The 20,845-nt window shown below is 43.8% G+C and carries 19 protein-coding genes; 10 read left to right on the forward strand and 9 right to left on the reverse strand.

The genetic code is table 11. The annotated features are described in order from the left end of the window. Window positions 1-237: 237 nt before the first annotated feature. On the reverse strand, window positions 238-681 hold the full coding sequence (gene tnpA / locus JGK07_RS28090) for an IS200/IS605 family transposase (protein WP_293186278.1): 444 nt from the start codon (window positions 679-681) through the stop codon (window positions 238-240). Window positions 682-1,142: 461 nt separating this feature from the next. Here tnpA and JGK07_RS28095 point away from each other — a divergent pair, with 461 nt between their 5' ends. Together JGK07_RS28095 and JGK07_RS28100 are read left to right on the forward strand one after the other, a co-directional pair. Next, a complete protein-coding gene (locus JGK07_RS28095) occupies window positions 1,143-2,600 on the forward strand; it encodes a hypothetical protein (RefSeq protein ID WP_293226279.1) in 1,458 nt (485 codons plus the stop codon). A gap of 44 nt (window positions 2,601-2,644) precedes the next feature. Continuing rightward, on the forward strand, window positions 2,645-4,123 hold the full coding sequence (locus JGK07_RS28100; protein ID WP_293186282.1) for a TldD/PmbA family protein: 1,479 nt from the start codon (window positions 2,645-2,647) through the stop codon (window positions 4,121-4,123). On the opposite strand, the gene JGK07_RS28105 is transcribed toward JGK07_RS28100, so the two are convergent. After that, complete coding sequence (locus tag JGK07_RS28105) at window positions 4,101-4,229, reverse strand: hypothetical protein (protein WP_293186284.1); 129 nt, start codon at window positions 4,227-4,229, stop codon at window positions 4,101-4,103. The two genes, JGK07_RS28100 and JGK07_RS28105, sit on opposite strands and share 23 nt — an antisense overlap. Window positions 4,230-4,298: 69 nt before the next feature. On the opposite strand from JGK07_RS28105, the gene JGK07_RS28110 reads away from it, so the two are divergent. Both JGK07_RS28110 and JGK07_RS28115 read left to right on the forward strand, forming a co-directional pair. Next, a complete protein-coding gene (locus JGK07_RS28110; protein WP_293186286.1) occupies window positions 4,299-5,645 on the forward strand; it encodes a TldD/PmbA family protein in 1,347 nt (448 codons plus the stop codon). 124 nt (window positions 5,646-5,769) lie between these two features. Beyond that, window positions 5,770-6,249 (forward strand): GNAT family N-acetyltransferase, encoded by a 480-nt coding sequence (locus JGK07_RS28115; RefSeq protein WP_293186288.1) that lies wholly within the window; start codon window positions 5,770-5,772, stop codon window positions 6,247-6,249. Window positions 6,250-6,278: 29 nt separating this feature from the next. On the opposite strand, the gene JGK07_RS28120 is transcribed toward JGK07_RS28115, so the two are convergent. The 3 genes from JGK07_RS28120 to JGK07_RS28130 all read right to left on the reverse strand — a co-directional run bounded on the left by JGK07_RS28120 (window position 6,279) and on the right by JGK07_RS28130 (window position 8,874). Next, on the reverse strand, window positions 6,279-7,340 hold the full coding sequence (locus JGK07_RS28120) for a sucrase ferredoxin (RefSeq protein ID WP_293186289.1): 1,062 nt from the start codon (window positions 7,338-7,340) through the stop codon (window positions 6,279-6,281). A 73-nt stretch (window positions 7,341-7,413) separates the two neighbouring features. Continuing rightward, complete coding sequence (locus JGK07_RS28125) at window positions 7,414-8,562, reverse strand: cupin domain-containing protein (RefSeq protein WP_293186291.1); 1,149 nt, start codon at window positions 8,560-8,562, stop codon at window positions 7,414-7,416. A gap of 159 nt (window positions 8,563-8,721) precedes the next feature. Beyond that, a complete protein-coding gene (locus JGK07_RS28130; RefSeq protein WP_293186292.1) occupies window positions 8,722-8,874 on the reverse strand; it encodes a hypothetical protein in 153 nt (50 codons plus the stop codon). A 649-nt stretch (window positions 8,875-9,523) separates the two neighbouring features. Here JGK07_RS28130 and JGK07_RS28135 point away from each other — a divergent pair. The 3 genes from JGK07_RS28135 to JGK07_RS28145 all read left to right on the forward strand — a co-directional run bounded on the left by JGK07_RS28135 (window position 9,524) and on the right by JGK07_RS28145 (window position 12,715). Beyond that, entirely contained in the window at window positions 9,524-10,648 is a 1,125-nt protein-coding gene (locus tag JGK07_RS28135; protein WP_293186293.1) for a THUMP domain-containing protein, read from the forward strand. A 65-nt stretch (window positions 10,649-10,713) separates the two neighbouring features. Continuing rightward, the gene (gene yhdJ, locus JGK07_RS28140; protein WP_293186295.1) at window positions 10,714-11,565 is read left to right on the forward strand and encodes an adenine-specific DNA-methyltransferase; all 852 of its coding nucleotides are present in this window, start codon (window positions 10,714-10,716) and stop codon (window positions 11,563-11,565) included. A gap of 4 nt (window positions 11,566-11,569) precedes the next feature. Then, the gene (locus tag JGK07_RS28145) at window positions 11,570-12,715 is read left to right on the forward strand and encodes a restriction endonuclease (protein WP_293198823.1); all 1,146 of its coding nucleotides are present in this window, start codon (window positions 11,570-11,572) and stop codon (window positions 12,713-12,715) included. Between the two features lie 71 nt (window positions 12,716-12,786). Here the strand turns inward: JGK07_RS28145 and JGK07_RS28150 are convergent, their stop codons facing one another. Then, the gene (locus JGK07_RS28150) at window positions 12,787-13,206 is read right to left on the reverse strand and encodes a peptidylprolyl isomerase (protein ID WP_293226266.1); all 420 of its coding nucleotides are present in this window, start codon (window positions 13,204-13,206) and stop codon (window positions 12,787-12,789) included. Window positions 13,207-13,442: 236 nt separating this feature from the next. Then, the gene (locus tag JGK07_RS28155; RefSeq protein WP_293226263.1) at window positions 13,443-14,312 is read right to left on the reverse strand and encodes a prohibitin family protein; all 870 of its coding nucleotides are present in this window, start codon (window positions 14,310-14,312) and stop codon (window positions 13,443-13,445) included. 144 nt (window positions 14,313-14,456) lie between these two features. On the opposite strand from JGK07_RS28155, the gene JGK07_RS28160 reads away from it, so the two are divergent. Together JGK07_RS28160 and JGK07_RS28165 are read left to right on the forward strand one after the other, a co-directional pair. Beyond that, window positions 14,457-15,245, forward strand: a complete 789-nt coding sequence (locus JGK07_RS28160; protein WP_293186301.1) for an RNA ligase family protein — start codon at window positions 14,457-14,459, stop codon at window positions 15,243-15,245. Between the two features lie 85 nt (window positions 15,246-15,330). Beyond that, complete coding sequence (locus JGK07_RS28165) at window positions 15,331-16,500, forward strand: AAA family ATPase (protein WP_293186303.1); 1,170 nt, start codon at window positions 15,331-15,333, stop codon at window positions 16,498-16,500. A 503-nt stretch (window positions 16,501-17,003) separates the two neighbouring features. Here JGK07_RS28165 and JGK07_RS28170 read toward each other — a convergent pair. Next, a complete protein-coding gene (locus JGK07_RS28170; RefSeq protein ID WP_293186305.1) occupies window positions 17,004-17,219 on the reverse strand; it encodes an acetyltransferase in 216 nt (71 codons plus the stop codon). A gap of 27 nt (window positions 17,220-17,246) precedes the next feature. Next, the gene (locus JGK07_RS28175; protein WP_363319742.1) at window positions 17,247-17,423 is read right to left on the reverse strand and encodes a hypothetical protein; all 177 of its coding nucleotides are present in this window, start codon (window positions 17,421-17,423) and stop codon (window positions 17,247-17,249) included. A 726-nt stretch (window positions 17,424-18,149) separates the two neighbouring features. On the opposite strand from JGK07_RS28175, the gene mutS reads away from it, so the two are divergent. After that, a complete protein-coding gene (gene mutS, locus JGK07_RS28180) occupies window positions 18,150-20,777 on the forward strand; it encodes a DNA mismatch repair protein MutS (protein WP_293186320.1) in 2,628 nt (875 codons plus the stop codon). The last annotated feature ends 68 nt before the right edge of the window (window positions 20,778-20,845 follow it).

Below are 20,845 nucleotides of genomic sequence, written 5' to 3' on the forward strand. Positions count from 1 at the left end.
GGCGACTCGATACAGAAAAAACTTATCTTTAACCAAGCTTGAATATATTGATCGCTCCTGCTCTTGGTTGGCAATCAATTATTCAGCAAGCCCTAATTAGAAATCACCGATTAGAATCTTCAACCCGCGGAGGCGGGTTTTGTTTGTGTAGACGCGGTTTCAACCGCCGGGTAATTAGAAATCACCGATTGGAATCTTCAACCCGCGGAGGCGGGTTTGGTTTGTGTAGACGCGGTTTCAACCGCCGGGTGGATGGGAAATCATGGGATGATTGGAAACCCATTCCCATTCAGGAATCATTGATTTTTGACGGTGGTGAACAGCCTGATTTCTGATATAGTTGGCTACATTGTCGATCGCATCACGGCTAACCGTAAACGCCCCATAACTACCTTGCCATTTAAAAAACACACCAGGTTTAAGTTCGTGAGTTACTAAATGAGAAGAACTGCCCTTAACTTCCTTGATAATTTCAGCTATTGTCAAAGTTGATGGAAAACCGACTAGCAAATGCACATGATCCTCTATACCACCAACAGCAATTACAGTGCATTTTAAATTATTACATTTTCCAATAATGACCGCATAAATTGCTTCTTGAATATCGGGAGTAATCAAAGGCAATCTATCCCAGGTTGCCCAAACATAGTGTACATACAACTGCGTGAAATTATCTCTCATTTTTCATACAATATATGAAATTTATCTTCAACCCGCATACCAGATGAAAAATCACCGATTGAAATCTTCAACCCGCGGAGGCGGGTTTTGTCTGTGTAGCCGCGGTTTCAACCGCCGGGTGATTGAAAACCACCGGGTCAAATCTTCAACCCGCGCACCATCCGGGTTTTGTCTGTGTAGCCGCGGTTTCAACCGCCGGGTGATTAGAAACCTCCGGGATTGATTGACGGCACAATGAAATCATAATGATTATATTCTAATTGAGGCCCCGGCGATTGGAAATCGCGGCTACACAAACAATGTCCGCCTCCGCGGACTAAGAGGGTATTCGGAGATTAGGAATCTGGCGATTGAGGAATTCGGCGATTAGGCCCCGGCGGTTGAAACCGCGGCTACACAAACAATGTCCGCCTCCGCGGACTAAGATTGAATTAATATCACGTTTCATCCCGGATTCGATTATGCAGGAACCACCGCAAATTAAAAATCCCAGCATTACCCTCTATCCTTTCCACTTGCGGGATGATAGCGATGAAGGCTATGACGCAGTAGCCAAAAATGCTCAATCCCTGTGGGAAAATTTAGCAGATAATGTCGGCACACAATTTAACAGCAACGAACTAAAATCTCTCCGAGAAAAGCTAATTTGTTACAAAGACAAACAGTATTATCCTCAAGGCGAACAGGAAAAACCCAATAATCGCGAACTGCTGATTCCCGATGGCAAAACTCTGGATTTACAACCAATTACTCAGCCAGATAACCAGAAACTTGATGGTTCAATTTATGCCCTGCGAATTCACGATACTTATACCGCAGATTTGACATTTTACTATCGAAATGCGACAATCAAAGTAGCTGACTTAAATCAATTAAATCCCGAAGGTTGTTTGTTGCCAAACGCAATTCAACCGTCCCTGGGACAAACTTTATTGTTGTACGCCGCACCAGCAGTTTTTGGTACTCACCGCAAGCTGGCTGATGAATGTGTTACAGCTTTTATCGACAATCAACAGCAAGCATCACCGGAGTTTCGCGCGGAAGGGATATTATTCGGGAGTCCGATTTTTGAGTATGACAGCCGCGAAGATGATGCGTCTAAACGGTGTCACATTCTTGTATGGTTGCAATATAATCCCCAAACTTGGCAATCGGTAACTTCAACGTTTAATTTGTACTTGATCGAGCTGCTGCGCTCTCGCGCTAAAATTGTATTTGTGTATCGCGAAGCTCGGAAAGAGTATCGCATAGCACAGCAAATTGTCGGCGAGTTAGAAAAGAAGCTGCCCAAATTCGGTGAAATCGAAAGAGAACAAAATAGACAAGTTAAGTTGCAGAAGTTGAAGGATTTGCTGGCTGAGGTTCGGACTAAAATGTTGGCTTGTGCTCAGCAAGTGCGGTATTTGCAGGAAGATAGAAATACCATTGATATTAATGCTGAAAATTATGGCGATTCGCTGACCAGAATTAGAAGTTTGTGCATCGAAGGTGATAATCTGGATTTTTGGCAGAGGTTTCTGGATTTGGCTGAGAATACATATCAGCGGCAAATTGAAATTGATTTGAATTATTTGATTGCTAGTCAAGATTTGTTCCAGCAGTCGATATCTACTGTGCGGGGAATGGTGGAAATCGAACAGGTGGATTTCGATCGCGAACAAGAAGACAATGAGAAAAAGCGCGATCGCCAACTTGAGAATATCATATTCTTTGTCGGAACTGCGATCGGTGGTGGCCAAATCTTCTCCGCAGCCTATCCTCTCATCAAGAAGGAGACACCGATTCAATGGTTTCCCGATATCTCTCTCCCGCTGCATCCCTTTGCTGCGACAATTCTCTGGAGTCTCGTATTTGGCTTAGTATTTGGCTGGTTAATGCTGGGTATCGTCGCCCCGTTGATTCGGAAAATATTTCGATAGTAGCGCTATAATGATTGATAACTCATAACAAATGACTAATAACTATGGTACAATTAACCGCAAAAATCTCTGCTAAGGAGTTAGCAAATTTAGCCGTAAGTTTGATTCGGAAAACAGGTTGTGAATACGGTGATGTGCGTTTTTGCAGTTATCGAAGGCAGAGTCTCTACGCGCGCGATCGATCTTTAAGCAATATCTCCGATAATGTAAGTTCCGGTTTTGGCGTGCGAGTGCTGCTAGACGGCGCTTGGGGCTTTGCCGCCAGTCACAGCAAAACACCCGCAGAGGTTGCCAGAATAGTCGCTTTGGCTGTTGAAATCGCTAAAGGCAGCCGCTTGACTCAAAAGGAACCGGTGCGCTTAGTACCCGTCGAAAAATATGTCGATACTTACATTACTCCGATCGCAATTGACCCATTTTCTGTACCCGTTGCTGACAAAGCCGAACTTTTATTAACCATCAACGAGCGACTGCTAGCCCACGATTCACAAGGCATCAAAAAAGCTTATTCTTTTTTGCAGGCAAACCGCGAAGACAAGGTTTTTGCTTCCACAGAAGGCTCGCTAATCGAACAAACAATCTACCGCAGCTATCCGGGTTTGGGCTGTACCGCAATTGCGGGCGGCGATGCCCAAAGTCGCAGTTACGAACGCCCGCCGCTAAATATCGGTTACGAACACATTAATCCCGATGATTTGCTTAGTCAAATAGACAGAGTTGCGGCCGAAGCGATTGAGAAAGTCGCTGCGCCTAAAGTTCCGGCTGGTATTTGCAAATCCCTGATTCTCAAGCCGACAAATTTGTTTCTGACCATCCACGAATCCGTCGGACATCCAACGGAATTAGACAGAGTTTACGGTTACGAATCTAACTTTGCCGGCACGAGTTTTGCTACTACCGATAAATTGAATAAGCTGCAATACGCTGCGCCTTGGGTGAACTTTAAGTGCGATCGCACTCAACCCGCAGGCCGTGGCACAATGGGTTACGATGATGAGGGCGTAAAATCACAGGATTGGTACGTTGTTAAGGATGGAATTTTAGTTGATTATCTCACTGATAGAGAAACAGCTTATCGCCTCGGACGCGGTAGCAGCAACGGTTCTGCTTGCGCTGATAGTTGGTCGAGTGTACCGATGGTGAGAATTCCGAATTTGGGATTGGAACCAGGCCCGGATGGCGGCAGTCATACTGCTACTTTGGATCAGATGATTGCTGATACGGAAGATGGGATTTTAATTGACGGTATTGGCAGTTTTTCGATTGACCAACAACGGCGCAATTTCCAATTCGGCGGCAATGCTTTTTGGAAGGTGGAAAAAGGTAAAGTTGTCGGTATGTTGAAGGATGTAACTTATCATTCGATGAGCACTGATTTTTGGAATCAAGTAGATGCGATCGGGCCTGCTTCGGAACGGGTTCAATGCGGTACTAATATGTGCGGTAAAGGTGAACCGATGCAGGTTGCTCAAATGACTCACGCTTGTGTGCCGGTGCGGGTTAGGGATATTCAAATTGGGTAATTGGTAATTGGTAATTGGTAATTGGTAATTGGTAATTGGAAGTAATAAATAACCAATTCAAAATTATCAATCCCCAATTATCAATTTCTAATTCCGAATTCCCCATTACCTATTCCCCATTCCCCATTACCTATTCCCCATTCCCCATTCCCCATTACCTATTCCCCATTCCATCATGATTTTAACAACATCTTCCGCAATTTTAAGTGAAGACCAAGCCTTATCTTTGGTAGAAAAGGCAGTCAAACAATCGGAAGCCGAAGCGGTATTTGTCAGTCTCTATACTGGCGAAGAATCTCTCTCCAGATTTTCGGAAAATCAAATCAGCCAAAATATTAGCAAGACTGTATTTAGGCTCAACATTACTAGCTATTTCGGCAATAAAAGCGCTTCTGCATCTGTGACAGATTTTGATGAAGATACGATCGCCCAAACGGTCAAACGATCGCAAGAACTAGCTCGAATTGCCCCCGCAGACCCCGAATGGATGCCCTTGCTGCCCCCTCAAACCTACGATTTACCACGGCCGGCGTTTGATGAAGCAACGGCGGCTGTATCGCCTCTAGCCCGCGCTGAAATGGTGCGACAAGCTTGTGCGATCGCATCTCAGGAAGGCGCTGATGCTTCCGGTACTTTGAGCGCTGAAACTTCGCTGTACGCGATCGCCTCGTCAACCGGACTCCGCGCCTGCAACCATTCTACAGAGGCGAATTTCGGCTTTACAGCCCGCATCGGAGACGGTTCTAGCTGGACGGAAAGCACGGCTTGGGGTATCAATCAACTACCAGTAGCGGCATTAGCAGCGCAAGTTGTCGATCGCGCGAAAGCCTCCCGCAACCCCCGCCCCATCACTCCGGGCGTGTATCCTGTAATCTTTGATGGCGCTGCGTTTGCGGATTTGTTACCGTGGATTGTTTGGGGTATGGATGCGCGGGCGGCGGATGAAGGGCGATCGTTTATGTCGATCGCAGATGAGTCGGGAAAACCCGCCGGAAACCGCGCTGGGGAACAGCTTTTCAGCCCGTTGGTACAAGTACAGCGCGATCCGGCACATCCTTTATTGCGATCGAATAATTTTTTCGGTGACGGATTGAGCAATAGCTATTTGGAAATCATCAAAAATGGTATTCCTCAAAGTTTATCTTATTCCCGCTACTGGGCAGCCCAAAAAGGCAAAGAATCAAAAGGTGCTTATTACCCGATCGCGATGACAGGTTCCGACCAAAGTTTAGCAGATTTAATCGCTCAAACTGAACGCGGAATTTTCGTCAGTCGAGCTTGGTATGTCAACTACGTGAATCCGAAAACATCGGAAGTAACCGGCATGACTCGCGACGGTACTTTCTGGATTGAAAATGGTAAGATTGTTTATCCGATTAAAAATTTCCGTTTCAATCAAGTTTTACCTGATATGTTGCGCGATGTCGATGCAGTTACCGAGGCGAAACGTTACGGCGGTAATGTCGTGCCCGGAGTGCGCGTGAAAGCTTTTAATTTCACCAGTATTACTGACAGTTTGTAACTCCATATTTCCCATAATTTGTAGGGGCGGGTTCACCAACAATAATTGCCCAAAACCCACAATCTCGTAAACCCGCCCCCGCCCAACGACAAATTATAATCTACCTCTTCAATCCGATCGAAAAATGCTGCAACTAGACATCCGTGAAGTCAATAACCAACAAGAATTAGCAGAAATGTTCGATCAGCGGTGGTTGGTTTTGCGATCGCCCCTGGGCATGGAAAGAGGTAGCGAAAGGGACGATCGCGAAAACGGTGCTTGTCATATCATAGCAAAGGGCGATCGTACAATTATCGGATCGGGCAGACTCCGAGAATTATCCCCAGAATTGGGAAGCATCTCTTATATTGCTGTACTTCCTGAATTTCAAAACCAGGGAATCGGCACTAAACTAATGGAAAGACTGATCGCGGAAGCTAAGGAAAAGAATTTCAAAACTGTTAGATTAATGTCTCGCATTAACGCCGTTAAATTTTACAAAAACCTCGGATTTATAGAAAAAGACAATCCCTTTGACTACCTGGGAATCCCGCACATATTCATGGAGTTGAAGACGGCGGTTGAAACCGCGTCTATACAGACAAAACCCGCCTCCGCGGGTTGAACACAACGGTTGAAATTAGGTTATTTTATTTAGTCCGCGGAGGCGGACATCGTTTGTGTAGACGCGGTTTCAACCGCCGTCTTATCTCTACGAAAATCCCGAAAAGGATAAATCACAAACCTTGACTCCTCTTTCTTCGAGTAAAAGTAAGAATATTTTACCAAATATTTGACAAACTCTGACTCTTGCTTAGCGCCGCAGGAACCTTTCAACCTGACTGTTTTAGCTTCATCTTTAACCAACTCAGCCCGATAGATATAAGTGCCATCTACGTTTTCAAAAGTTAATTCAGCAACAAAATCATCATTTTCAGGATTTTTATCTACAATACAGCCTGAGACTTTGTAGTTGAACCAATCCCACCCGTAGCGGATGATGAATTCTCGTTCCAAAACCTGAATTTGGTTCGGCAAAATCCCCCAACCCCGATAAACCTGATTCAAACATTCAATATCGCCCGATCGCGTTAGAATAGATTTGAACGAAATGCGATCGAGATTTCCGTAATATCTGCCGTCACGCAAATCAATCGCAGTCGGCGCCATGCGGTGTCCGCCAAAATGACTAGATTTCCAAAGACGAACATCACTCAATTCTAACTCCGAAACCAAAGCCGTTGCTTGGGCATAAAAAGGATTGCCATATCTCGCGCAACATCTATCATGACTCCCGTGAGTGCAAACCAAAATATCTCTACTTGGGTTATTTTCAACTTCGCAATCCGGGACTTCTCCAGCTAAATAGCTTTTGACAATTGCCGCTACTTGCTCAATATTACTCGCGTTAAATTCGTATTTTTCGTAGCCCTCAAAAAGTGCTTGACTTTTGTTATCATAAATCAACACTTTGCGCTGATCGGCACATTTAGTTTGGTCGCTATTTATCAACAAAAATCTAATTTTTTGCTTTGAATGCTCTACTTCCTCCACCAAATCCCTGAGATTCTGGGGCACTTGTTTGGAATCAAAAGCTTCTGATTCCCAAGGCAAGCAGCATTCAATTAATATATAGGTTTGGTAATTCGTACCAGTACCAATAATATCCTCTTGAACGCATTTAGAAGCATCGGCGCAAAAAAAAGTCTCCGGCATTTTCTACCTCGTGATGTGTCATAAATTACTCTTTTAACAACCCATTCATTACAGCTAGTACCCTTCTCTAGTTTTAACCAACAAAAATCACTCCGTCAACTACTAACTTAGACAAAAGTGGCACTACATCTATTTCCCAATCATAATCTGGCAACCAATCCATCACATCTTCTCCTGTAAAAAATTCTGTACTGAATAGATTGTCCATAAATTTCTCCGTTACTCCTTTCAGAGATACTTCTTTACCTCCAACAACAACTTTGTATCCACACCCGTCAGGCAATTCGCGAATTCTCACCCGCAGAAACTTGGGAATCCTAAACTTAGTTTGAATCCCGTAGGGAAAAATGTTGAACCCTGCTTGATAAGGGAGAGAGTATTTCGCCACTGGTTTTGCTAAACTGTCAAGGTAGCTGCTGTACTCTTCTCCAAGATTTTTACTGTTTGCGTAGCGGTGCAATTCAGTAATTAAATTATTTACACTTACATCAATGGAATCTGGATTTATTCGCAGCGGTAAACTTTGACGCCACTCTTCTTGTTGTCGCAATTCGCCCACCAACCATTCTAAAACGTCAATTCCAGTTTTGCAGTGAATTCCTAATGTTAAATGCAGCGACGGTTCATCTGAAGCAACTGCATAATGCCAATGTCCGCGCGGTATGTAAAGCATATCTCCGGGATGCAAAGTGCAGGTTAAATACGGTGGAGTTTCTGGTGGCGAAAATGCGGAGGATTTTTGGTCGATCAGCGGGTATTTAATTGTGTCGGCAAATACATACCACTGCTTAATCCCGTCTGTTTGCAAGATGAAAACTTCGTGGGTATCGTAGTGGGAAGAAAACCCCTGTTTTTCCGGCCAAGAACAATAGGCATTTACTTGGTTTGGATAACCTAAGTCTGCTTTTATTTCTGCTGCAAATTCAGCTATTTCTGGGATGAGTTTGTGAACTTGATTGAGGATTAAAGTTGCTCCCGATTGGCACAGTTTTATGAGATTGACGTTTTCGCTGGCGTCGAGAACTTTTCCTGCTACTGCTAAGCGAATGTCGGGATATTTTAATTCGTGAAAGTTGAGCAGGTAGTTGAGTTTTTCCCAGGAAAATAAATGTGCAAAGTCTTTTTTCCCTTCGCTGGGAATGACAACTGCTTTGTTTGTCCAGTTGTTATTTAGAAAATCTTCGAGATTGTATGGTTTGAGTAGATTCGCGATCGATCGCATAAATTCTATTGATAAAACTTCTCAATAAATTTTGAACAATTGAATAATTGAGGACAATGCTTTACGCTTGCCCTCAATTACTCCACATTTCCCGACAGACAACAGTAAAATCTACTACTTGTTGCTTGGGGATGCGAAGTCTAACTGAAAAACCTGCTATTACTCGTTGGTAACATCGCTGCCATCGGCATCAACATTAAGCGCAGAAGAGATATTTTTAGCTGTGGCGTGCTTGGCAATTTCCTTGACTTCTACTTGGATTTTGCTAGCGCGGGACAGTTTGAGAGCAGATCCGTTGATTGCCTTTGACATAATGGTCTCCAATTGTTGTATGACACCCATTTAGCTGAAATTTTCCCTGACTGTGACGTTAGGGCTTGAATTCTCAACTTTGACTAGAAGCCTAACATGAAGTCAATAAAATGTGCAAGTAGTTAAGAATACTTTTCAACAAGCGGGCTGCAAGGGTACTTCGCAGCAGTTGCTAACCCAGTTGATGATTAAGCGTGAATCCCCTCTGCTGCTGGATTCAGGAGGTTGAGCGAGTGCGGTTTAGACCGATCGCCCTTACGCACATACTGCTAAACCGGCAATCCACTCTTGACAATAAGTTGTAAAAATATCAGTCTTTTGAAACAGAGGCATCTACCTTAAGGTAGAGTGTTGTTTGTGAGACTTAGGATTAAAACGAGCTACTATCTAATTTGGGCGATCGAGAAAAACCGATTCCCAATCCCCAACCACCTATAGCGGTTATCAGAAAGATGAGGTATGTTGTTGGGCTTTAGCCCTCTTAGCTTAAGGGTGATAATAAGCTGTCAGTCATACCTCATCTTTTTGAGAAAGGCTATAGCTATTTCTTCCCTCCTACATCCGTTAACATCCGTTAACATCCGTTACATCCGTTACATCCGTTACATCCCGTACATTGCTCGCTGCCGAACTTCCTTCGTAATCATCAATGAATCAATATTTTGCTACAGTTGCGCGCGGTTTAGAAACCATTGCCGCCCAAGAATTAGAAAGTTTAGGGGCGCAAGATGTCAAGCCCGATTTTACAGGAGTTTACTTCGCGGGCGATCGCGCTTTATTGTACCGCGTCAATCTGTGGTCGAGAACTATTTTTCGAGTGCTAATGCCGATCGCCGAATTCCGGTGTTACGACTCAAATATGCTCTACCGCGAAGTCCAGAAAATTCCTTGGGACGAATACCTAGAGCCTCACAATACATTAGCAGTCAACTGTACCGGTGGCAACGAAAATTTAAATCACACCCACTTTACAGCTTTGCAGGTCAAAAATGCGATCGCCGACCAACAGCGCCTGCAATTTAACAAACGTTCCAATGTTGATGTCGAAAATCCCGACTTACTAATTAACCTTCACATCCATCGAGACCGCGCTATCTTGAGCTTAGACAGTTCCGGCGGCAGTTTGCACCGCCGGGGATATCGCCCCGCAATGGGGCTGGCTCCGCTCAAAGAAACCCTGGCTGCGGCTTTGTTAGAGATGGCAGAATGGACGGCAGATTTACCATTTTTAGACCCGATGTGCGGTTCCGGAACTTTGCCTTTGGAAGCGACTTTAAAGGCTTTGAACATTGCGCCTGGATTGTTTCGAGACAAGTTTGGATTTATGACGTGGCGCGATTTTGACGAACCTTTGTGGGATAAATTGTGGGCTGAAGCTGAAAACAGCGAATTGCCCGAACTTAAAGAAATAATCGCCGGGTGCGATCGCGATTCTGATATGTTAGATCAAGCTCGCACCAACGCCCAGCAAGCAGGTATTTCAGGTAAAATCAAGTTTGCTCGTACCGAGTTATCCGAGTTGGAAGCACCGACAGATAGAGGCGTTCTGATTTGCAATCCTCCCTACGGAGAGCGCCTGGGAGATGCTAGCGAATTGGGAGATTTGTACAAGATGTTGGGCGATATTTTCAAGCAGCGTTTTAAAGGTTGGAATGCGTTTATTTTGACTGGGAATAAGGAGTTGGGTAAACAGGTTGGACTCAGAACATCGAAGCGAATTCCGGTTTTTAATGGCTCGATTCCCTGTACTTTGCTCAAATATGAACTGTATTGAGGAGTTCTAGTAAATATCAACTCTAGCTGACAAAATGACGTATTGATTGGAAAAGATTAGGCAAAATGAAAATCTTTGAAGTAGACAGACACAAGCTCATATTGGGAGATGTGTTAGAAGTCCTTTCTCATGAAATTAAAGACAACTCAGTCGATTTGATTTTTGCCGATCCTCCCTATAATATTGGCAAAGACTTCAATGGTTTTAAAGACAAGTGGGAATCAGAGAGCGATTATTTAGAATGGAGTTATACCTGGTTGAATTTATGTATTGATAAGCTCAAGCACAACGGCAGCTTGTATCTGATGGCTTCAACTCAATGTATGCCTTACTTCGATTTATATTTGCGCGATCGTTTGACAATTCTTTCACGAATAGTGTGGTACTATGACAGTTCGGGAGTCCAAGCAAAAAAATACTACGGTTCTCTGTACGAACCTATTTTATATTGTGTCAAAGACAAACGAAATTATACATTTAATTCCTCCGATATTCTGGTAGAGGCAAAAACCGGCTCAGTCAGAAAACTAATTGATTACCGCAAGTCTACACCATCAGTATATAATTCTCAAAAAGTTCCAGGTAATGTATGGGAGTTTCCGAGAGTCAGATATCGTATGCCTGAGTACGAAGATCACCCTACCCAAAAACCAACATCTTTGTTAGAACGAATTGTCAAAGCAAGTAGTAATGAGGGAGACGTTGTATTAGACGTATTTTCTGGGACTTTTACCACATCATTTGTTGCCAAACAGCTTAAGAGAAAGTCAATCGGAATAGAATTACAAAACAAGTATGTAGAAATAGGATTAAATAGGTTACAAGCTACTTATAATGACAAAAAAGAGCAGCAAACATCGGAAATAAATCCTGGTGAAACTTCACCCACACAGTTAACACTTAACTTACAACTTTGATTCAATGGAACACGAGTTTACTAAAACAATCAAGCAAATTTTAGCAGAAAATTTGGGCGCGTCTGGCGAGCAAATATTTACTGGAAGCGAGCTAATTCAATATTTGAATATCAAAACTAAATCTGCAAATAGAGGCTCAAAATCAAGAGGGAGTTTTGCGAATTTATATGCTATCTATGTTTTAGTTGAAGACTATTTTTTAAGAGGTTTTCATCAAAGCGATATGTATTCAGATTATGCAGGTGCAGTTTATACAAATATTTTTAAGAGACAGCGCGAATTACCGTTTGGACAAAAGCTTCAAAACCATGCTTTGAACCACAGGCTTAATGAAGAATTTAAAAGATATTTTCCTACTTGTGACTTTATCCCAGTTCTGAGAAATCCCAAAACTAACAGGTATTGGTTTAACGAAAATTTATTAAAAGTTAAAATTCAGGAAAATGTACATAACATAGCAGAAACAGTAATTCAAATCATTGATGCCTACGTTGAAGCTAAGAGAGATAGCTTTGAAAAATTTCTTCAACTTTGTAAAGAGGCTCAAGCATTGACCCAGAAGCAAGTAATACAATTTATCAAACAAATAGTTGCACCAACTGTAGATGCTAGAATATTCGAGATAGTCAGCTACAGTATCTTAAAATACTACTATAGTGACATATGTATCTATTGGGGTTATGAGCTTGATAGGCTCCAGCAAGAAAATTTACAACTGTTTAAAACAGGTCGGACAAATGCAAATGATGGCGGAATTGATTTTGTAATGAAGCCTCTAGGACGTTTTTTTCAGGTAACAGAAACTGTAGACATGAATAAATATTTCCTAGACATTGATAAAATTGAAAGGTATCCGATAACATTTGTAGTTAAATCTTCAGATTCCGATATTGAGATTAGACGTAAAATTGAAGCGCAGGCTCGAAAACAGTATTCAATAAATGCGATCGTCTCGCGTTATATGGAATGTATAGAAGAAATAATCAATGTTGCTATTCTGATAGACAGATTTGAAGAAGCTGTTGCCAAAGGGTATTTAAATAATATATTAAATGAAATTATCAAGCAGAGCAAATTGGAATTTAATTATGAGGATGATGAAGAAAATTTAGAAATTGAACTGTTAGACACTTCCCTCGAAGATGAATGATTCAATTTCAACTAATATTGTTTGCAATAAGGACTAAAGTCCTTACTACAAACATCACTAATTACTGAAAATTAATGCTCGATTTTGAGCGAAATAATCTTGTCGCCTTGGCGGATCGCATTCACGACAGACATATCCTCAGTTTTGCCAAAAGTTGTGTGAACTCCATCTAAATGAGACTGGGGAGAATGGCAAATAAAGAATTGGCTCCCACCCGTATCGCGGCCTGCGTGAGCCATCGATAAAGTGCCTGCCAAATGTTTGTTTGAGTTGATTTCACACTTGATTTTGTAGCCGGGCCCGCCAGTTCCTGTGCCTTTGGGACAGCCGCCTTGAACCATAAAGTTAGGAATGACTCGGTGAAAGCCCAATCCGTCGTAAAAACCTTTTTCCGCCAAGTCAACAAAATTTTTCACTGTATTCGGCGCATCCGCATCGAACAGTTCTAAATTGATTGTACCTTTGTCGGTTTCCATAATAGCGCGGGTCATAATTTCTCCTTGCTTCCTAAAATGAGTGTGCTGTCTGCGTTTTAATTGCGGACTTTGGTTTAATAGCGAAAGGTTTTAAGCTGTCGCTATATTTTGACTCTCAGAAGTGTAGCATACTCCGGCAAATCTCATAGGACTTCGGCAGGCTTTCTGAGCAAACCCGGTTTCGGGCGAGATTTGTGGTTAGCAAAGCCAACATTTTCCCAGAAACAAGGGTTCAGAGGGTAAGTGCTATTTTAATTGTCGATCGCTTTTGGGCGATCGGGTTCTTCCTGCATATCGTTCATATTAAAAATGAAAGGAACCCGACTCGAACCGCTACCCATAACCAATACCTTTGGCATCTGAGCGCCGCCGCTTCTCCAAGCTTCGATCGCCTCTTTTTGCAGAACCAAATCGCCCCCTTGAGCCTTCAGAGTTTCCGCCAAAAGTCTTTGAGCTTCAGCCCTACCTTGAGCGCGGTTAATATCAGCTTGAGCTTGTTGTTCAGCTTCTTGAGCAACATAAACAGCCCTTTGCGCCCGCTGTTCAGCAACCTGTTTCTCCTCAACCGCCTTCGCAAAATCTGTGGAGAATCGAATGTTAACAACGCTAGTATCAAGCACGATTACATCATACTTTGATAACCTTTCCTTAAGTGCACTATCAAAGTCTCGTTTCAGTTCGCTTCTTTGAGTAATAGATTGTTCGGCGGTTCTCAGCGCAGCGGCTGTTTTAAATGCTTCTTGCGTCTGAGGAGCAATAATTTTAGAAACTATATTCTCTAAAGTTCCTTGAGTCCTTCTGACATCTACTACTTTGGCAGGATCGAGGCGAAAATTGATCGCAAAACTAGCATTTAAATCCTGAAGGTCTTTAGTAGCACTCTGGGCGGGAACTTCAAATTTTTGCACTGTGACATCGTAGACATCTACCTTAGATATCAGCGGGGGTCTGAAGTGAAATCCCTCTAACAACGCTCCATCAGTCGCTTTTCCTAAAATGCTAACCACCCCTGCTTCACCTGGATTGATGACAACAAAAGAGTTGAAGCCCAGGAGTAGCGCGACTACTAATAGAATTCCAGCGATCGCTGACGTTACGCTCTGGAAACTTTGACTTTTCAAAATATACGCTCCTTTGTGATACATCTATTATAATGGTAATATACCTATTGTGAAAATCATTGTCCGAAAATTTGATTCAAAAGACTTTTACAATCTAGTCTAATGAATTGGCTGGCCTCTAAAATCTCAAATATAAAATCGGTTATGGAAATTGTCAAATATCCTAGAACTTATCACATCGAAGGTTCGCGTTTCCAGCCGGGAGATGAAGACCTCGACAGCGTGCCTTTTAGCGCTATTGCCGATCGCCCTTTAATTATCGAAGAAAAGGTAGACGGCGCCAATACAGGCATCAGCTTCGCGCCAGACGGGCAAATGCTGCTGCAAAGTCGCGGCCACTATCTCACCGGCGGCCCGCGAGAAAAGCATTTTAACTTATTCAAACAGTGGGCTTTCAGTCTCAGCGGAGTCCTGGGAGAAGTGCTGGGAAATCGTTATATTTTGTACGGCGAATGGCTTTATGCCAAACACACAGTTTTTTATGATTTTCTGCCACACTATTTTATGGAATACGACGTGCTGGACTTGGAAACCAGTCAGTTTTTGAGTACAGAAGCCCGCCGTCAGTTGTTAAGCGGAGTGCCGTTAGTGTCAGTTCCTGTTCTTTTTTCAGGAGTGGTAAAATCGCCCAATCACATGATGCAGTTTATGGACAAATCTAATTTTATTCAACCTGGACATTTGGAGCGGTTGCGCTTGCAATGCCGGGAATTGGGATTGGATGAAGAGCGCTGTTGGAAGGAGACTGATAATAGTGATGTTATGGAGGGTCTGTATATTAAAGTCGAAGCAGATGGAATTGTCAAGGCGCGTTATAAGTACGTGCGCGCTAGCTTTTTGACTGCGATTAAAAATGCGGAGGGACATTGGTTGAATCGCCCGATTGTACCGAATATTTTGCGTCCGGGTGCTGATTTATTTAATTTTAGCTAAGAGTCGGCGGTTGAAACCGCTGCTACACAAACAATGTCCGCCTCCGCGGACGAAGAAATTGCGTTATTAATAAATAGGTGAAACTATGACTGCTTTATTATCACACTCTGCAACTTGGACTTTTCCCTTTTGTCCAGAACCGCCCGATTGGTTCCTAGATTGGGAAAGCATTTACAATCATTTCGATTGGATTCAAAACTTAGAAGGATGCCAGCAAGATCCGATTTATCACGCTGAAGGTGATGTTTTAATTCATACCAAAATGGTCTGCGAAGCCTTAATATCCTCCCCCAAGTGGCGACAGCTTTCTGCGCCAGAACGTTCAATGGTTTTTGCTGCGGCTTTGCTGCACGATGTCGCAAAACCTGCTTTTACAAAGATAGAAGAAAATGGCAGAATTAGCTCGAAAGGTCACGCCCGTCAAGGTGCGAGGATGGTCAGACAAATTTTAGCTCAATTTGACCCGCCGGTGCAGTTTATCATTCGGGAGACTGTTTGCGCGATCGTCCAATTCGGCAGTTTACCCATCTGGCTGCTAGACAAACCCAACCCGCAGCAGTCTGTAATTAAGGCCAGTCAAGTCGTCCGCTGCGATTTCCTCGCACTTTTAGCAGAAGCAGACGTGCGCGGCCGCGAGTGTAGCGACAGACAAGAAATTCTGGATAAAATACAGCTATTTCGGGAGTTTTGTCAAGAAAATAATTGTTTGGATTCTCCGCGACAATTCGCCTCAGACCACAGCCGATTTATCTACTTCCGCAAAGACAACGGAAACCCCGATTATGAAGCATTTGATGATACTCGATGCGAAGTTGTTTTGATGTCGGGATTACCCGGAAGCGGTAAAGATTATTGGATTAAAGAAAATCTACCCAATTGGCCTGTTATTTCCTTGGATGCGCTGCGAAAAGAGATGAACGTTCCTCCCGATCGAACTCCCGGAAATGTCATCGTAGAAGCTAAAAATCGTGCGCGGGAATACATGAAATCGGGACGTTCTTTTGTGTGGAATGCCACCAATACGACTAAACAAATGCGCCAGCAATTAATTAATTTCTTTGCTGGTTATCAAGCGCGTATTCGGATTGTTTACCTGGAAGTTCCCCTACAAGAAGTATTGCGGCGGAATCGATCGCGCACAGCAGCAGTCCCAGAAGCAGCCATTCAACGATTGGCTAATCGCCTCGACATTCCCGATCGCACGGAAGCGCATCAGGTAGAGTGGATTGTAGACTTCTTGCAAAAGTCCTTTTAATCAAATGTTAGTAGGTATAAGTTGGTCGCCTCCCATCCCAATTAGCGGGCGAACTTTCTCAAAAGGCACCTCGTATCCGTAAGCAGCAAACGCCTCTACCCAAGCTTGAGCGTGAGCATCTTTGCTGAGTATGAGAGTGCCGTCAATCGATTTTAGATTTTAGATTTTAGAGGCGACCCCACGGATAAATTCGGGGGAAGAGAGGATTTTCGATTTTCGATTTGGGATTGATTCCACGGATAAATCAAATTACTGCTTGCAATTCCATAACTTATTGGCTGTTAGTGATGACAATAATTATTGCAAAAATCTCGTTTGTAGTAAGGACTTAAGTCCTTAAATAATTAACAAATCAGGGACTCAAATCTTTCTTAGGTACGTAGTTGCGCTTCAGCGCTCTTTCATAGATATAAGCAAAGAGCGCTGAAGCGCAACTACGTACCTTTATTAAGGTGACAGTTGCGTCCAAGACTTAATGAGTCAATCGAGGGCTGAAGTCCCTACTACGAACCTTGAGTTTTATAATTTTCCTCTGTCCAGCAGCGCGGCAGGACTTCACCGGAGGGAAAAACCAATTTATTCTTCTCAAAAGTAGTCGGCTCTTGCTCCTCTTCACCTGCTTGACTTTTGCCGCCCACCTCTGTTTTTGTAGGGCTGACTAAAGTCGCGATATCGATGATTTCTATCAAGTCGCCGGATTCTTTTTCTTGTAAAAGCATAGTTTCTCCTTGTGAATTAATGGTGAATTATGGTTTGAGAACAACTTTGATGCACTTGTCTTTTTTGTGTTTGAAAATCTCGTAAGCGTCGGGCGATCGATCCAATTTCATACGGTGCGTAATCACGAAAGTTGGGTCAATTTCGCCTTTTTGAACGCGATCGAGCAAAGGGCGCAAATAGCGGTGAACGTGCGTCTGTCCCATTTTGATGGTCAAGCCGGCGTTGCTTAATCAGGGTATGAAAAAAATCAGTTGAAAATCCCCAAGCTTTGTCGATACTGGTTTCTCTGACTGGCATATTAGCCTTTCATACCGTGAATCAGCAACTCCCTATTTTTGCAAGATGTCTATTATCAACTCGCACGTCATTTGCTCCGTGCCAGCAAAGAGCTTTCATTATTGTGTTCTCCTCTACTTAACTCCCAGATTTTTGATTCTAAATCTTAAATTTACTCCGCAGCTAAATCACTTGGCTGGATGCTTTAATTTTAAGCATATAAGATGTGGCATCTCTCTATCCGAGGTATAATTTATAAATCTATCTTTCGGCTGTTTTAAGTTGTAAAAAAGGTAGAGTTTATCCCAGAGTAAATTGCAATAAATTTAGCATTATTGTTTTAACAGCTAACAGGGATGGCTGAGGTTGTTTTTGGCGATCGCCAGTCGCTGCTCTCTCATATCGTGTCCGCTCGATTAACCGCACGCGCGGTTTGTAGTGCGGACTTCAGTCCGCAGGATAAGAGCGGACTGAAGTCCGCACTACGAACGGCACTACGAAGGGCACTACGAACCATATAACTGGGCTCGCATCTTGAGAATCGCGCACCCTGCTGGAGGAGGATTAATCGTCAAAAATTGTATCATTAGCTATAGCTAAAAGCCGAGCTTGCGCTAAAGTTGTTAAAGATCAAAATTTATCGATCGCCTTTTATGCCTTACACTGCATCTACCCCAACAGACCCCAGTCAAGCCAACATCCCCAATGCCGACCACCGCCTATTAGAATTCACTAAGCTGACGCCGATGATGCAGCGGTATGTGGAAGTGAAAGAACAGTATCCCCACGCACTTTTATTGTTTCGAGTCGGAGATTTTTTTGAGTGTTTTTTTCAAGATGCAGTGACGATTTCGCGGGAATTAGAACTTGTTTGCACTAGCAAAGAAAGCGGCAAAGAAATCGGTCGAGTGCCGATGACAGGAGTGCCGCATCACGCCCTCGATCGCTATACTTCTGTGTTAGTAGAAAAAGGCTATGCTGTAGTAGTTTGCGACCAAGTTGAAGATGCCTCGATCGCCGCCCGCGAAGGCCGCCAAGTCAAGCGCGAAATCACCCGCATTCTCACTCCAGGAACTTTGACGGATGATGGAATGCTCAAACCCCGACAAAATAACTTTTTAGCAGCAGTCGTCATCGCTGGGGAACATTGGGGATTGGCTTATACTGATATTTCTACCGGAGAATTCGTCACTACCCAAGCCGACAGTTTAGAACAATTAACATTAGAATTGCTCCGTTTGCAGCCTTCGGAAGTCCTGGTTCCGACTAATGCGCCGGATTTGGTGACGATGTTGAGACCGGGAGAGAAATCCGAGCATTTACCCGATTGTTTGCCGAATTCGTTTTGCTATTCTTTGCGATCGCAAATCCCGTTTACTTTGTCCGAAGCAAAACAGCGAATCCTGCAAAAGTTCAAAGTGCGATCGCTCGAAGGCCTCGGATGCGCGCACCTTTCCCTCGCAGTGCGCGCCGCCGGCGGTTTGCTGCAATATCTCGAAGAAACTCAAAAAGAAAAAGCAGTTGCTTTGCAAAGATTGCACACTTACACACTCACCGATTTTCTGATACTAGACTATCAAACCCGCCGCAATCTTGAAATCACTCAAACAGTCAGAGATGGCGTGTTTCACGGTTCGCTGCTGTGGGCTATAGACAAAACCAGCACCGCCATGGGAGGCCGGGCTTTGCGCCGCTGGGTGCTGCAACCTTTGCTCAGCATTAAAGGTATTTGCGCCCGCCACGATACGATTCAAGAATTAGTAGAAAACAATCCGCTGCGCCAAGATTTGCAGCAGTTGCTGCGCCAAATTTACGACATCGAAAGACTCACGGGGCGCGCCGGTTCTGGAACCGCTAGCGCGCGGGATTTGGTCGCTTTAGCCGATTCTCTCTCAAAATTACCCCAACTGGCGGCGATCGCAACTGAAGGAATCTCGCCCTATTTAAAAGCGCTGCAAAATGTCCCGCCCATTTTAGAAGAGTTAGCAACTCAAATTCACGCTTATTTAGTTGAGGAACCGCCGATTCATTTAAAAGAAGGAGGTTTGATTCGATCGGGCATTAATCCCATGCTTGATGAGATGCGCCACACTGCATCAGCCGATCAAGAATGGATTGCCCGTTTAGAGGCTAACGAACGGCAACGCACCGGAATTTCTAATTTAAAAGTCGGCTACAATAAAGCTTTCGGCTATTACATCAGCATTACCAAATCGAAAGTTGACCAAGTACCGAACGACTACACCCGCAAGCAAACTCTCACCAATGAAGAACGCTACAGCACAGAAGAATTAAAAGAAAGGGAAGTGCGAATTCTGACGGCGCGGGAAGATTTAAATCACTTGGAGTACGATATTTTTGCGAAATTGCGATCGGAGGTAGGAGAACACGCCGAAATTATTCGCAACGTTTCCCGCGCGGTGGCGGCGGCGGATATTTTGTGCGGTTTGGCGGAAGTAGCGGTTTATCAAGATTACTGTCGCCCGATGATGACAGAAAGTCGGGAAATTAAAATTATTGAAGGTTGTCATCCGGTGGTGGAAAAGTCTTTACCGCCGGGATTTTTTGTCCCTAATTCGGCTTTTTTGGGTCGGGAAGCAGCGCTAAGTCGCCCAGATTTAATTATTTTAACTGGGCCGAATGCTAGCGGCAAGAGTTGTTATTTGCGCCAGGTTGGTTTGATCCAGTTAATGGCGCAGATGGGCAGTTTTGTCCCGGCGAAGGCTGCGACTTTGGGAATTTGCGATCGCATTTTTACCCGTGTCGGCGCCGTGGACGATTTAGCAACCGGTCAGTCTACGTTTATGGTAGAAATGAACGAAACTGCCAATATTCTCAATCACGCGACGCCGAAATCATTGGTTTTGTTGGATGAAATTGGTAGGGGAACGGCAACGTTTGACGGGCTTTCGATTGCTTGGTCTGTGGCAGAATATTTAGCCAGCGAGATTCGCGCGCGGACGATTTTTGCGACTCACTATCACGAGTTAAATGAGTTAGCTTCTATTTTGGATAATGTGGCAAATTATCAGGTGACTGTGAAGGAATTGCCGGATCAAATTGTATTTTTGCACGAAGTTCACCCCGGCGGTGCTGATAAGTCCTACGGAATTGAAGCGGGGAGGTTGGCTGGTTTACCGCCGTCGGTGATTGATAGGGCGAGACAGGTGATGAAGCAGATTGAGAAACATAGCAAAATTGCGATCGGGCTGCGGAAGGGTGTTAAGAAAGATGGTAAAAAAGAGTCGGAGGGACAACAGTTGGATATATTTGACGATTAAAATTGTCCCCAAAAAAGGTTCGTAGTTCCTACAGATTCAATAAAGGTACGTTGTTGCGCTTCAGCGCT

The sequence above is a fragment of the Microcoleus sp. PH2017_24_DOB_U_A genome (genome assembly GCF_020738205.1).
GTDB lineage: Bacteria > Cyanobacteriota > Cyanobacteriia > Cyanobacteriales > Microcoleaceae > Microcoleus.

What these genes read in the sequence shown, in the direction of transcription:
- mutS (WP_293186320.1), top strand. Translation starts at nt 18,150, where the DNA reads ATGCCTTACACTGCATCTACCCCAACAGACCCCAGTCAAGCCAACATC.
- JGK07_RS28120 (WP_293186289.1), bottom strand. Translation starts at nt 7,340, where the DNA reads ATGCCGGAGACTTTTTTTTGCGCCGATGCTTCTAAATGCGTTCAAGAG.
- tnpA (WP_293186278.1), bottom strand. Translation starts at nt 681, where the DNA reads ATGAGAGATAATTTCACGCAGTTGTATGTACACTATGTTTGGGCAACC.
- JGK07_RS28115 (WP_293186288.1), top strand. Translation starts at nt 5,770, where the DNA reads ATGCTGCAACTAGACATCCGTGAAGTCAATAACCAACAAGAATTAGCA.
- JGK07_RS28130 (WP_293186292.1), bottom strand. Translation starts at nt 8,874, where the DNA reads ATGTCAAAGGCAATCAACGGATCTGCTCTCAAACTGTCCCGCGCTAGC.
- JGK07_RS28160 (WP_293186301.1), top strand. Translation starts at nt 14,457, where the DNA reads ATGGAAATTGTCAAATATCCTAGAACTTATCACATCGAAGGTTCGCGT.
- JGK07_RS28170 (WP_293186305.1), bottom strand. Translation starts at nt 17,219, where the DNA reads ATGCTTTTACAAGAAAAAGAATCCGGCGACTTGATAGAAATCATCGAT.
- JGK07_RS28150 (WP_293226266.1), bottom strand. Translation starts at nt 13,206, where the DNA reads ATGACCCGCGCTATTATGGAAACCGACAAAGGTACAATCAATTTAGAA.
- JGK07_RS28125 (WP_293186291.1), bottom strand. Translation starts at nt 8,562, where the DNA reads ATGCGATCGATCGCGAATCTACTCAAACCATACAATCTCGAAGATTTT.
- yhdJ (WP_293186295.1), top strand. Translation starts at nt 10,714, where the DNA reads ATGAAAATCTTTGAAGTAGACAGACACAAGCTCATATTGGGAGATGTG.
- JGK07_RS28165 (WP_293186303.1), top strand. Translation starts at nt 15,331, where the DNA reads ATGACTGCTTTATTATCACACTCTGCAACTTGGACTTTTCCCTTTTGT.
- JGK07_RS28175 (WP_363319742.1), bottom strand. Translation starts at nt 17,423, where the DNA reads ATGGGACAGACGCACGTTCACCGCTATTTGCGCCCTTTGCTCGATCGC.
- JGK07_RS28105 (WP_293186284.1), bottom strand. Translation starts at nt 4,229, where the DNA reads ATGGGGAATTCGGAATTAGAAATTGATAATTGGGGATTGATAATTTTG.
- JGK07_RS28095 (WP_293226279.1), top strand. Translation starts at nt 1,143, where the DNA reads ATGCAGGAACCACCGCAAATTAAAAATCCCAGCATTACCCTCTATCCT.
- JGK07_RS28145 (WP_293198823.1), top strand. Translation starts at nt 11,570, where the DNA reads ATGGAACACGAGTTTACTAAAACAATCAAGCAAATTTTAGCAGAAAAT.
- JGK07_RS28110 (WP_293186286.1), top strand. Translation starts at nt 4,299, where the DNA reads ATGATTTTAACAACATCTTCCGCAATTTTAAGTGAAGACCAAGCCTTA.
- JGK07_RS28100 (WP_293186282.1), top strand. Translation starts at nt 2,645, where the DNA reads ATGGTACAATTAACCGCAAAAATCTCTGCTAAGGAGTTAGCAAATTTA.
- JGK07_RS28135 (WP_293186293.1), top strand. Translation starts at nt 9,524, where the DNA reads ATGAATCAATATTTTGCTACAGTTGCGCGCGGTTTAGAAACCATTGCC.